The following is a 12,829-nucleotide window of genomic DNA, read 5'->3' as shown; positions in this document are numbered from 1 at the left end:
AGCGAGGTGTTCTCTGCTTCGCCAGCGTCCATCAGGCCTGCGGGCACGACCACCTCGCCAAGCTGCACCGGGTTCTACCTCAGTCCCCTGCCTGGAACAACTGACCCTGGTCCGGCACGTCGTGCCCCTCGACGCGTGCGCGTTCGTGGTTTAACTCCAGGAGGCGATCGAGGATCTCGACGCGCGCCGCCGGCGAGACAGTCCAGCGTTCCATTTGGCGGTAGGTGTGGAAGCCGTGGTCCAGCGCGAGGTCATCCCAGCCGTAGGATTCCATCGTCGCTTCGTCAACCTCGACATGGATCTCGCGCATTCGGTCCAAGTCCGGATCGCCATCGATCGCCGGATTGTTGATGAGGTTGTACAACTTGGTCAGACCGAGATCGCGCCGAAGCATGATCTCGCGGCGCTCCTCGTCAAGTGTTCGGCCGATCGATTCCAAGCGGCGCGTCGGCTCCGGACGCACGAACGTTTCGAACACGTCGGAAGGCGTGTACCGCGGGTCGCTCCGCATCCCAGATCCGTACTTGATTGCCCACGTCTGGTGCAGCGTCGACGACAGTACCGCCTGATCGACGAACGAGTCGGTCGCGAAGACCACAACAACGTCGCTGAATACCTGCCCAGCGGGAACACGGATAGGCATTACCGTCTTGCTTACTCGGGCGATTACTATGACCTCATCCAGTCCGCGTATAGCACAACGCATCGCAGGACGCGAGTTCCAGTATTTCCACCATTCTTCGACCATCCGCGGATACTTGACGGCGTCTTTGGTGCGGCGCTCCGGGTAGACTTGAGAGCGGACATGCGCCCAAGGCGATCGAAACTCGCTCGCATCAGAATTCGACATCTCAGCGAAATCAATTACCCATCGCGACGCTGAACAGTCCGGCCGGGAGTTCACATCTTCGCCAGTCAAATACGGGTAGAGAACCTTGGCATTTGCAGACTGCTCCGCGATCCAGCTTCGCGCTACCGCTTCCGAGACTACAAACCCTTTGCCAAGGACAATGCATCCTTGAAACGCTATCCGATCGTTAATCTTGAGGGCAAACGGTCTCGCCGAGACCCGTCCTGGAGGCTCCAACATCGTTGAGATGGCCGGTACGATGACACCTTCCCACACGCGCGGAGCATGTGCAGCGTTCTCCGCCATAGTGCCCCAGACTGCCGCAAACTCCAGATTTACGCTCGACGCCGGCCACGACCTACTCTGAACAGCCCGGACAATATGCAACCCACCATCCACCATCCGATCCAGGCCGACTTGGCGCGTGCCACCCTGAGCAATTGTGTTTGTTGCTACGAGCCCTAATGATCCGTCTTGCGAGAGCAAAGCCCCCGAACGCAAGAAGAAGTAGGCAACGAAGTCCGCCTTTCCCGCAACTCCCTCAGCCAATACATTAACCAGCCAGTCTCGCATGGGAGCCCCCACTGCGCCCGAGATCTTCTGGCTTCCAAGGAATGGCGGGTTACCGACAATGGCATCGAAACCACCGTGGTCAATGAGCACATCGGGCGCTTCGAGCAGCCAATGCAGCGGCTGCCAGCGGTTGTAGTCGGTGTTGACGGTAGGCGTGAGTCCGTGCTCAAGGATCGCGTCGAGCCTAGTGCGATCACCGGCAGCGCCGTCACTTGGATACGACTCCGTTAACGCCCATGCGAGCTCGATGTAGCGGTCGTCAAGCCTTCTGCCGACCTTTCCTCCACAAGGAAGACCTGCCGCGATGATGCCATCAGCAATGTCGCGAAGTTCTGCAGTCACCTTTTCAGCCTGGCGCAGCAGCCGCTCTTTTCCGGCGCGAGATCGCATCGGGTCGTGCTCCACTACTGGAGTGGCAAGTTCGCGGCGAAACCGCGTGGCCTCGGCGAGCTTACCGTCGATGTCGACCAACTCAGAGAGGAGGTCCCGTTCTTTTCCCCGCGCGTGAATGTGAAGATACCGCAGTTGATCAATATCAATTATACCGAGCAGGGAGTTACCGCAAAAGATCTTGTCATCGACAAAGGAGAATGGTTTCGTCGGGTCCAGGGAGACCAGCCAGAGGGAAAGCTTACACATCTCGACTGCCGTTGGGTTGATGTCGGCACCGTACAGACTGCGGGCGACGACCTCGCGGATTGCTCGCTGGTAGGCCAGGCCGGGCTGCACCTTCTCCTCAGCGGAGATCGCATCCTCGTCGGTCCACGCTTCCACGACCCGGTGGGCGAGGAATCGTGCAGCAGCGACGAGAAAGGCGCCAGAGCCAGCCGCGATGTCGGCAACCTTGAGGTCAAGGATCGCAGCACTCCCCTTCAGCTGCCATTTTTCGCGGTCGCTATCCTGCAGCGGTCCTGGTTCGTATACCAGAGGTTCAAGCGCGTGCTGGACGACCTCCTCAGCCAGCGAGCGCGGCGTATAGTGCGCACCGGCGTGCTTGCGCGACGGAGTCTCAGTGACGACCAGGCCACCGACCGGGACCACGAGCGGGATGCCGCGTAGGTCGCGCCGAATCAAGGCGCTCCAGTCGACGAGGAAACCGAGGAGCGCCTCGTCCTCGCTGATCATGGGGTTGAGTTGGCGGATAGCCTCGGCACGTTGCTCGCCGGTAAGTTCGGTACCATAAGCGTTGGCAATCTTGGCTATAGTGGCCGGCTTCGCGGACGGTTGGTTATCTTTCACCCAGTCACGGAGCGCCGTGGCAAAGGACTTGCCGTCGGCATTGGCGTCGTACAGCTCGCGCAAGGTGGCGACGTCGATCTCGGGCTCTTCGCCTTCCTTGCCCTCAAGGCCGACAACGACCTCGTTCTGCACGGTCCTACAGGTGTAGCCGAGGAGTCCTTCGTAGATGTAGCCGATCTGTTCAACGTCGATGTCGCGGAAGGAGATGCGGCGACGCTCGCCTCGGACAACAGCTTCCTGAACCGATTTCAAAACGTGGAGCATGACTCGGTCGCTGACCTTGATGCGCAGGCCTGTGTCATCGGTCGCGGTGAGCCACGGGAAGTGCTCAGGGTCCAACAGGCTGCCCCCGTAGGCGGGCATTCGCATCTCGTCGTAGTTGACGCCGCTGTGCAGGGCGTTGCTGACAGCGATCAGGCGGTGCCAGGTGTCGTAGGTCTCGTCGAGGAGTTCCTCGCCATAAGCGGTACGCTTCTGCAGATCGTCGAGGACGTCACGGATTGCGTAGGAATCCCAGTAAAGTCGCTCAACCGGGAGCATCCCGCGCTCCTCGGCGAAGAGCAGAAAGACCACGCGCATCATGACAGTGACCGAAGTCTGGTATACATTGTCGTCGCTCTCAGGCAGCGGGTCCGCTTCGCCAGCCGCCACCGCCTCCAGGCGAGCGCGTGAGAACGAACCGACGAGGAGCTCGACAGCCTTGCGGACCTGGGTACCGAGAGCCTCGGTGATCTCCTCGGCCTCAAACTCACTGCGTTCTAGCAGCTTCGAAAGGCGCTCGTCGGGATCCTTCGCACGGAATCGGCGCTGATCGATCAGGGCGAGAAAGGCGTCGCGGACCAGAGGTTCTTCGCCCCAAGTTGCGGAGTCGGTGACTGCAGACCCCGTCGGCTTGTCGTGGTGCGCCCAGACGACGGACCACCAGCGGCCGTCGGTCACGATGCCGATCTCTACATCCGCCTTGCGGAGGAGCGCGACCATCCGGTCGATCTCGGTGGCGGACCAGCCATCCAGACCGGGGCCGCGGAGGTCGTCGCTCGGCTCCACGATGCGCAGCAGAGCCGCATGCTCGGTGTCACGGCCTTTGAGTGCCCCATCCGGACGAACGCGAATCTGCTCGCCCGGCGAGTGAATTTCGAAGGCAGGCGGGAGGTCTGCGCCGGGGACGCGGAGACCGTCCCAGTCGGCCAACTGATCGAGGACCGTATCGATCCAAGCACGGACAATCTCAGCATACTCGTCGCGGTTATCCGCAGTGCGGGCATCATAGGCGCGTAGCCAGTCAGCGTACGCCTGCTTGAACGTGATAGCACGGTCGCTAGTGTCCCCGATCCGGTCCACGCCGGCGGGCCAGGCCGACTTCGCCACCGGAAAGCTGAGGAACGGGCCGTCGGTCTCGAACTGATCGAGCCAAGAGTGGTCAACATCGACCGTGCGTCGTTTGCTCATCGAATGGTCACCTCCCCGGAGTGGGCGTCCTCGGGCGAGAGCGCGAAGACCACCGCGGCGTGGAACGTGCGAGGTCGGACGTCGGCGTACCGGGCGTCGACAGCAGCCAGTTCGCGTTCACGTTCGTCACCGAGCGCGTCGATACGCTCGCTGATCTGGCGTAGGTCACGTTCGGACTGGCGGCGTTCGTCGTCGAAGAGGGCGAGCTGGTCGTCATCGGCGAGGCGCTTCGCCCGGCGCAGCGCCTCTGCCAGTGTGTGGCCGAAGCGATCGAAGATCGACTCCACCCGGTCGCGGTCGGCGCGGTGGCGCTCGGCGAGCTGTTGTTCGACGTCGTGTCGACGTCGCTCGACTCGGTCCTCTACAGCACGGGCGACGCGGGCGCGGAGGCCGTCGGCGCGGTCATCGCTCCATGCGTCGGCGAGCTGCCGGATGACGCCCTCGGGCGGATTCTGGAGCACGCCGGAATCCAACGCTTGCTCCAGCAGCGCCTCGGCCTTCCGCTCACCCACTGCTTGGCGCTTGGCGATGCGAGTGCCAGCCAGGAAGACATCTTCGTGGAGCCGGAGCCCCGCCTCGCCGATCAGGACCAAGCGTGTGACGGCGGCAGCGAAGGACTCGTCGAGGCCAGGGACAATCACGGCAGTTACGCGTTCGAGGGAGCGTTCAGTGCCCCAGAGAGCAGCGCGGAGGCGCTTGGTGGCTCGTTGCAGCAGCGGGCTGCCGAGGTGTTGGTAGACCACGTCCGGGTCGCCGCCGCCCTCGGCTGGCACGAGGATCCGCGGGTCGAAGGCGATCGGCCGAAGGTTGTCGGGGTCGAGCCGCGTGCTCAGGCCGCGGGTTACCTGGTCCCAGGACTGATCCAGGAGCGGAAGCCGGAAGACCGGCACGTCAGTGCGATCCGAACCGACCTCCTGCATCGGCGGGATGCGGTCGAGTTCGAAAGCAGCCTCGACGACCCGCTGCAAGTTCGCCGGGCGCAAATGCAGTGTGTCGCGACTGGTTGCGAGCTCGTCGGCGAGCCTCGTGAGTTCGGCTCCCATTCCCCGGCCTCCGGCGAGCATGGCACGCATCGGATCCTTCTCGGCCTTCGCTTTCTTCGGGATCACGTCGGCACCTCCGAGCTGACGCTGGATGTCCGGTGCGATGATCTCGTTGGCTGAGCCGAGGTCCTTCATGATCTGCGAAACCTTCGTGGCGACCCTCGCAAGGAGGTCGACATCCATTGACAGGTCATCATGGGCGACGCCGGGCTGGAAATGACGGATCTCCGGCGCGATGGTCTGGCCGTAGCGGTCGACGCGTCCGATCCGCTGCTCGAGCCGGTTGGGGTTGAACGGGATGTCGAAGTTGACCAGCCGGTGGCAGTGGTTCTGCAGGTCGATGCCCTCTCCGGCCGCGTCGGTGGCAAGCAGGATGCGGATGGGCTCCTTGCCCGGGTCTGCGTTGAAGCGCTCGCGGATCAGCTCGCGGTCGCTGGTGTACGTGCTCCCTGCGATGACGTCGATGCGGTCGGACTCCCAGCCCCTCTGACGAAGAATGTCGTGGATCCAGTCGAGCGTATCGACGTACTCGGTGAAAACCACAACGCGTTCGTTGTTCCACTCGCCGTCCGGTCGGCAAACCACCTCTAGGTAGGTGAGCAGCGCCGTCAGGCGGGAGTCTGGGCGGGCGTCGTACCTGTGCCCCCAGGTGCTCAGCCACTCAAGGTCTTGATTATCATCGTCGGTGAACGGCGGCAGGGCGTTGTTGGTCTTCTGCAGCATCTGCATTTCCGGCTGTTCGACCTTGCCCTCTTCAGCCTCGTCAGCATCAAGCCCGACGGTCTCGTCGTAGAGGCGGTCGAAGTCGTCGGTCATGCTGCCCGCGCGGGTCTGCCGGTAGGCATCGAGAGTCTTGGCGAAGGCGACCGGCGAGGAGAAGAACCGCTTCTTCAGCAATAGTGTCACCATGTCCTTGGCGGCGCGGCTTCGTTTGCTGTCCGCGACGGCCTTGTCTCGACGCTTGGTGAAGGCCAGAAGGCGTTCGTACGCGTCGGACTCGCTTTTCGTCGGTTCATAGAGCAGCGCTTTGACCTCACGCTGGGCGAAGCGGCCCTCGATGTCTCGTTTGAGGCGACGTACGGCAACCTCCTCCAGAGCTCTCCCATCGAGCGCGGTGCCGCGCACAAAGCGCTGGGGATCGACCATCTCCAACAAGGCAGTAAAGGATTCGGTGTAGCCGTTGTGTGGCGTTGCCGAGAGGAAGAGGCGATGCTCGCATCGCTCGGCGAGGTCGCGGACCGCGACAGTGCGCTGGGAGTCGACAGCGTATCCCTGAGTGCGGTCGGCTTTGTCACGCCGCATGGGCGCGCTTGGGGCGACGTGGTGGGCCTCGTCCACAACGAGGACGTCGTAGGCGAACCGGGAAGCGGAGCGATCCTGGGCGTGGAAGGCATCACGGAGCTGACGCTGGGCACGGGCACCTGGGAGCCAGGACATCGAGACGATTATGCGAGGGAAAAGAGTGAATGGGTTCGCATGGACGCCATGGCTTCGGCGGACCGCGCGCATCGTGTCGGAATTGATGATGGTGAAGTCGAGACCGAACTTCTCAGCCATCTCTGCCTGCCATTTGAAGGTCAGACCAGCCGGGCAGACCACGATCGCAGTGCGAGCACGGTGCCGAAGGAACAGCTCCTGCATTACCAGGCCTGCTTCGATGGTCTTACCTAGACCTACATCATCTGCGAGGAGGAGGTTGACACGCGGAGCACGGAGAGCGCGAATAAGCGGTTCGAGCTGGTAATGCTCGATCTTGACACCGGAGCGAAACGGGGCTTGGAGCGTACTGTCGTCCGCACTGGTCACTGCGCCCCAACGGAGCGCATCGATAAACGCTGCCAGTCGGGCAGGGTCGTCGAATCGCTCGGCCTTGATCTCGGCGGGAAGGCCTTGGGGCGGCGTTAGACTACGGCCAGGCTCAAGCTCCCAGACAACGCGAAGCTCGTCCCCCAGACGATCGTCCTCGACCGACTGGAGACTAACGGCGTGCTGCAACTGCTGCACCGCGTCATCCTGCGCGCTGCGCGGCAGGCTTTGCTGCTGCACACTGGTCACTGCCCAGTTGGCACCCCGGACGTTGACGATCTGGCCTGGCTCAGGCACTGCCGTCCGGGCTCCGTAGCCCCCATCTACTCTCACAGACCTGACCTTATCGACGAAGGCCGGCAGAAGCGTCCCGATGCCCCGAATGGCGGGTGCGCGGCAGATATACCGCCGGGATCCGCCACCTCGCCATACACCCTCCCATTTCGTCAACAGAGGCTGACGTACCCTGATGCAGTTCGGCACGGTGCTGGCCCATGCCGCCTACAGACCGTGAAACGCTTGTTGTTGTCCGCACACGGAGCAGCGCCGACTCTGATCGTCTGGCGCAACCACAGCGCGGTTCTCGTCTTCACAGGTTCAGACCCTTTCCGACTTCTCCAGCGGCGCTGGTGCGATCCGCAGAAACTTGGCTAGCCTGTCATATGTTGGAAGACGCCAAACACAACGAGGACGCAGCAGCAGCATCATTCGATCTGGTCCGCACCGCCGACCAGACATCCGGGTCATCGGCTCCCAGCGGGTCATCCTCGCGTTCGACCCGGCCACCGACGACCCTAACCTGCTGCGCACCGTCGTCATGCTTCTGCGGACGACGGCCATCGCGACGTCCGGACGCAAGGGAGTCCAAGAAATCATCACAGCCGAGGACAAGATCACCGAAGCGCTGACCCACCTCGCGAAGATCGACTCCGTCAAGAAACTGTCCGCCACCATCCAGAAGTCGGCGACGAAGATCGACAGTGAATGCGCGATGCTGAACGCAGCCATCCAGCGTCTGCCCGACGAAGCGCTCATCGCACTGGACGGAGCCGATGCCGGCGCAGCGTCGAGCGAGGATTCGACAGACCAGCATGGCGCCGCATGAAACACCGCGCAGCTGGGCGGCCGAAGCCTCGGCCGCCCAGCCTCTTTCGGCCCCCTCCGTCCGTCGTTGTGGGCCGACTTCATCGGGCGGCGGCTCGAACTTCGCCACCGCCTCTCCGGAGTCGGCATACGAACCAGACATGGGCGCAGTCGGCATCAGTCAACCTAAAGGCAGCCACGGACGCATGACCGACGCATCCAACGAGCACGTTCCCGCAAGTGCCGAGCAGAGGTTGTCGTCGCCGTGTGATCGTGAGTGGTTCCGCGTTCGCGTGGCCTTCAGTGATCCAACCGTCTCACGCTCGGATCGGAACGTTCTGAGCCTGCTTGATTCGAGCGATTCCGTCAGGGATTACCGCTAGGCTCCGTTGCGTGAACGAGGACTTCGACACAGACGACCACGAGGAGCCGGAACCCGGCCTGGATGAGCTCATGGAGATCGCAAAGGCTCCCTGGTCAGAGAGCGCTGAGCGGCTGCGGGCGTGCATAGCCGCGTGGCACGAAGAACCCGAAACCGGACGCGACCTGTTGTTGGCGTTGTCGATCGATCCGGATGTCGACGAAGAGGATCGTCTCAGCGCACTCCAACGCCTGGTCAGGATGGATCCGCCGGCAGTCGCCGCCGCCTCGTGGCTGATGCAGCAGACCGATTGGGGGCAACTGGAAGGCGTATACAAAGGCGAAGCAGCGAGCATCGCTCCTGGGGTCATTGAGGAAGATCTCGCCGAAGGACTCGCCCTGATTGTCGCGAACCCTCACCTCGACGACCTGTACCGGATCTGGGCTGGAGCCCATCGTGTCATCGAATGGACCAACGACTCGTTTGCCGAGCTCAGGACGCTGTTCAGCGACACTGCGATCTTGGTCCGCCTAGACGAGGTGGCTAAGCTCGGCGGTCAGGATTCCAGAGGCGTCCTTATCGGGCACACCGCACTCGGGTGGATCGTCGACGACAGCACTTTGCCGGCTGCGATGCGCTTTAGAGCCGCGGATCGACGGCACATCGACGATAAACGTGCTGGAGCGGACGCGTTCGAGAGACTCGCGACGGATTCAACCCTTGACCAGGACCATCGGCTCCGCGCTGCGAAGGAACTCGCGAGCATCGATCCCGACAGGGCGGCCAAGGTGTATCCAGACCTCCCGGAGAATCAGGCCGACTAGATCACGGAGCTACGGCGGACAGCAGGGATAGCGTTGCGCCAGCTACGGATTGCGTGCCATCCCATCCCGTCATGTCGCTATGGGTTAACGCATGGTGAGCGAGGGCTAACAGCGGTTGACGGTAGGCGAGGATGTCGAGTAGCTCAGTTGCGCGATCATGTCGCGCAACTGAGCCGGGAGTACCAGAGCACGGCTTCCGTCTCAACGAGGACAAGCAGACAGATGCCACGTCGGCCCCCTCGATCGTGGCACCTGCACCTGGCTAACGCTTCACACCTTTCTTCATAGGCATGGGAAGGCGTCGAAAACGTGATCTTGGTGAGCGGAGCCGCTCGCTGCGACGTGTACACGCCGAGCCGAGCTGCCCATGACGACCTAGCTCGCCGCAGTACTGGTACGTCACCACCATCGATCGCACGGCGGCATTAGGGCCGATCGCCGACGCAAACGACAACCTCCGCTACCGGCACCGTCCACCATGCTCTGGATCAAGTCGCAACACGGACAATGCCCGCTCTGCGGGGAATATCTGCTGTTCGCCTACCATGAACCGCAATCCCCCAGCCAGTGGGAACGATGGTTCTCCGCGATCCAGCGGCACTGAAGGGTCAGCTTCTCGTCGCAGGGCGACCTGATCGGTCAGACGAGTACGACCACCTCGTGCACGCCCACTGAACAGAACGCTGACACCCCCACTGTCACGCAACGCTGAAATCAGAGTCCTCAGCTCTCGTTGACGAGATCCAAGGAGGCTGGGCACCGTCCGAGCTGCGGTTCCGGCGTCAGGTCAGCAGCCAACCGATCATGAAGCTGATGCCAGCGGCCAAGCACCTCCCGGGGATCAATGCCGCACGACCGGAGCGCAGCCCCTACTTGCCGTCACAGGTACCGGACAACACCTCCGCATTGCGCGTTCATGCCTATTCTGCTGGAGCAGAGCTGGAGCAAGCCCATGGTTCCAAACACATCGAGCAGCGTTGAACCGCACTCAAGGACAGCCAACTGCACCACCCGTCCAGCAGTTCTCCAAAAACTGCAGGTCAGAGGCCTGACTAGACCAGACTGGCAGTGAGGGGGTCAGGGGTTCGAGTCCCCTTAGCTCCACAAGTTTGACAAACCCCTTTGATCGCGTGGTTAGCGCTGGTCGGAGGGGTTTTCTCGTGTTTGGGCGATGATCTCGGGTGATCGTTTCCAGTCGGCGTCGGGTGCCCCTGATGGAGTGTTTCTGGGGTGCGTTGCTCCGGGGGCTGGCCATGTCGACGGCGCTCTTTCGGGCCAGCACTGGCGAATCGGTATCTAGCCGCCCAGTTCTGCAGTTGGCGGTTCGGCTGGTCCGGATGGCGAGCAATCTGGACGGGCTGGCGATAGCGCGGTGGATCGCGTCCTGCGGGATACAGCCTGGCCGCGGCTTCGCCACCGGGACCCTGCCGGAGTGGGTCTAGGACAACCAGGCCGACCGCAAGCGTGTGTGCTTCCGCTGAGGGGCGGTAGGCGATCGGGTTGTTCGGCGACGAGCCGGAAGCTCTTTCGCGCGCGGTGAAAGCGTTCGGCGAACTCAGTGCCGGCGTCGTGCTGGTGGTGCTGGAGGAGCAGGCGCGGAACCTCGGGCCGGTGCCGGAGAATGTGCGGATGGCGCGGGACTTCCCGGGTCATCTGGTTCTGCGGTCCAGCGATGCGGTGGTGCACCAAGGGCAGCGGCGACCCGCGATGGGTGCGCTCGCGTGCGGTGTGCTGCAGGTGGCTGGCCGTTGTCGGGCGACGGGATCGAGGTGGGGCGGCGCTGCGACTGCACCGGGAGCTTCCACCACGTTGGCTGGTTTCCTTGCCGGGTACGAGGAAAACCGGGTCGCGATCGCCAGCGCCCTCGACGGCCCCGCGCAACGGCACGCTGCGGAAGCTGTTTGTGCTGAGGTGCGGCGCGGCTGGACCGTAGGGGTGCCGGGCGGCGGGTCCTGGCCCGCGAGGTGCGGGGCAGGGGGAATCAGACGGCCGTCGCCGGGGCGGTTGCTGGCTCTGTCTTGGCTGGCTCGGGCACCACCGGCTCCTTGAAGAACAGGCTCACCAGGAACGCCAGGGCGAGTGTTGCCGCGCCGAGCAAGAACACCGCGTGCAGGCCGCTGAGGAACGCGTCTAATACCTGCTGTTGTTGTTGCTCCGTCGGAAGCTGCTGCATGCCTGCCACACTGATCGACCCGTTTTCCGACGCGGTGCGCCCGGCCAGCGCCGTCGGGACCTCTGCCAGGAAGCGGCTTGCCAGCAACGCACCGAATACCGCGGGGCCTAGCGACTGGCCGATCATCCGCATGAACGCCGTCGCCGTGGACGCGGTGCCGACATCGCTGAAGTCCACGGTGTTCTGCACGGCCGCGGTCGGCACCTGGTTGAGCTGCCCGATACCGAGACCGAACACCGCCAGGTACAGGCTCACCAGCCAGAACGACGTGGTCGCGTCCAGCGTGGCGCACAGCGCTACCGACGCGGCGGCGGCCACGCTGCCGACGATCGGGAACGGGCGGTACCGGTTGAACTTCGAGATCAGGCTGCCGCTGAGCAGCAGGCCGAGCAGCATGCCGATGATCATCGGCATCAGGTGCACGCAGGTGTCGAGGGCACCGAGCCCGCGCACGATTCGCATGTACAGCGCCATGTAGAACGCCATGCCCAGCAAGGCGAAACCGGTCAGCACGGCCAATATGACCGCGACCCGGAACGTGCTGTTGCGGAAGAGCGACAACGGCAGGATCGGGTCGCTGGCCCGGCGCTCCAGCAGGAAGAAAACCAGCAGCAGCACCGCGCCCGCTGCGCCGAGGATCCCTGGCGACGCCCAGGCGTATGGCAGGAGGTCGTGCTCGGTGGTGAGCAGGATGGCGCCTACCGCGAGAACCATTCCGACGGCGCCGGCGAAATCGACCCGGCCGCCGCGCTTGCCGACCGGGACCTTGGGCGCGAGAGCTACGGCGGCCGCCACGATCAGTGTGAGCGGCACGTTGATCAGGAACGCCCCGCGCCAGGTGGCGGTCATCCCGAGAACGACATGCGTGTCCGCGAAGAACCCGCCCACCACCGGTCCGGCGATGATGCCGATCAGCGTGACACCGCCGACGTAACCGCCGTACTTCGCGCGGTCCCGCGGCGGGGCCAGCTGGCCGATGATCACCATGGGCACGCTCATCAGCCCGCCCGCGCCAAGGCCCTGCACGCCGCGGAACGCGATGAGCGCGGGCATGGACGTCGCCATCCCGCACAGCAGCGAGCCGCCGACGAAGATCGCCAGCGCGACGAGCATGATCCGCTTGCCGCCGAGACGGTCGGCGACCTTGCCGTACAGCGGGGTCGTCACCCCGAGCGCGAGCGTGTACACGGTCAGGACCCAGCGGCTGTCGTCGACGCCGTGCAGCGGGTCCAGTTCCTTGATGATCGAGTACATCGCGACGTTGACGACCATCATGTCCATCGCCGCGAGCAGCGAGGCGAGCACGAGCGCACCCGCCACCACGTTCAGTCGAGGGTGGCCGGCCTCCGGCGTGACACCGACCTGGGCGCCGCTCATCCGCCTCGTCTCCCATCCGGGGTTCTGTGGCACGGGAGGCCGTGCCCTGAT

Annotated in this window: 6 protein-coding genes; 3 read left to right on the top strand and 3 right to left on the bottom strand. The window is 63.7% G+C overall.

The annotated features are described in order from the left end of the window. Positions 1-79: 79 nt before the first annotated feature. Entirely contained in the window at positions 80-4,111 is a 4,032-nt protein-coding gene (locus tag ACFXI3_RS19705; RefSeq protein WP_378401031.1) for an Eco57I restriction-modification methylase domain-containing protein, read from the bottom strand. After that, a complete protein-coding gene (drmD, locus tag ACFXI3_RS19700) occupies positions 4,108-7,257 on the bottom strand; it encodes a DISARM system SNF2-like helicase DrmD (RefSeq protein ID WP_378401029.1) in 3,150 nt (1,049 codons plus the stop codon). Before drmD ends, ACFXI3_RS19705 begins: the two co-directional genes overlap by 4 nt. 349 nt (positions 7,258-7,606) lie before the next feature. Between drmD and ACFXI3_RS19695 the strand changes: the two genes are divergently transcribed. From ACFXI3_RS19695 to ACFXI3_RS19685, 3 genes are all read left to right on the top strand, one after another. Beyond that, positions 7,607-8,065, top strand: a complete 459-nt coding sequence (locus ACFXI3_RS19695; RefSeq protein ID WP_378401027.1) for a hypothetical protein — start codon at positions 7,607-7,609, stop codon at positions 8,063-8,065. Between the two features lie 371 nt (positions 8,066-8,436). Then, positions 8,437-9,228 (top strand): hypothetical protein, encoded by a 792-nt coding sequence (locus ACFXI3_RS19690; protein ID WP_378401025.1) that lies wholly within the window; start codon positions 8,437-8,439, stop codon positions 9,226-9,228. Positions 9,229-10,764: 1,536 nt separating this feature from the next. Beyond that, entirely contained in the window at positions 10,765-11,277 is a 513-nt protein-coding gene (locus ACFXI3_RS19685) for a nucleotide disphospho-sugar-binding domain-containing protein (RefSeq protein ID WP_378401061.1), read from the top strand. On the opposite strand, the gene ACFXI3_RS19680 is transcribed toward ACFXI3_RS19685, so the two are convergent. After that, positions 11,210-12,778, bottom strand: coding sequence for an MFS transporter (locus tag ACFXI3_RS19680; RefSeq protein WP_378401023.1), 1,569 nt, complete (start codon positions 12,776-12,778; stop codon positions 11,210-11,212). The two genes, ACFXI3_RS19685 and ACFXI3_RS19680, sit on opposite strands and share 68 nt — an antisense overlap. Between the last annotated feature and the right edge of the window lie 51 nt (positions 12,779-12,829).

It is taken from the genome of Amycolatopsis sp. NPDC059235, assembly GCF_042754125.1.
In the GTDB taxonomy this organism is placed as follows: domain Bacteria; phylum Actinomycetota; class Actinomycetes; order Mycobacteriales; family Pseudonocardiaceae; genus Amycolatopsis; species Amycolatopsis albidoflava.
The sequence above is the reverse complement of the archived record's forward strand: the minus strand, read 5'-3'. Positions and strand labels throughout refer to the sequence as shown.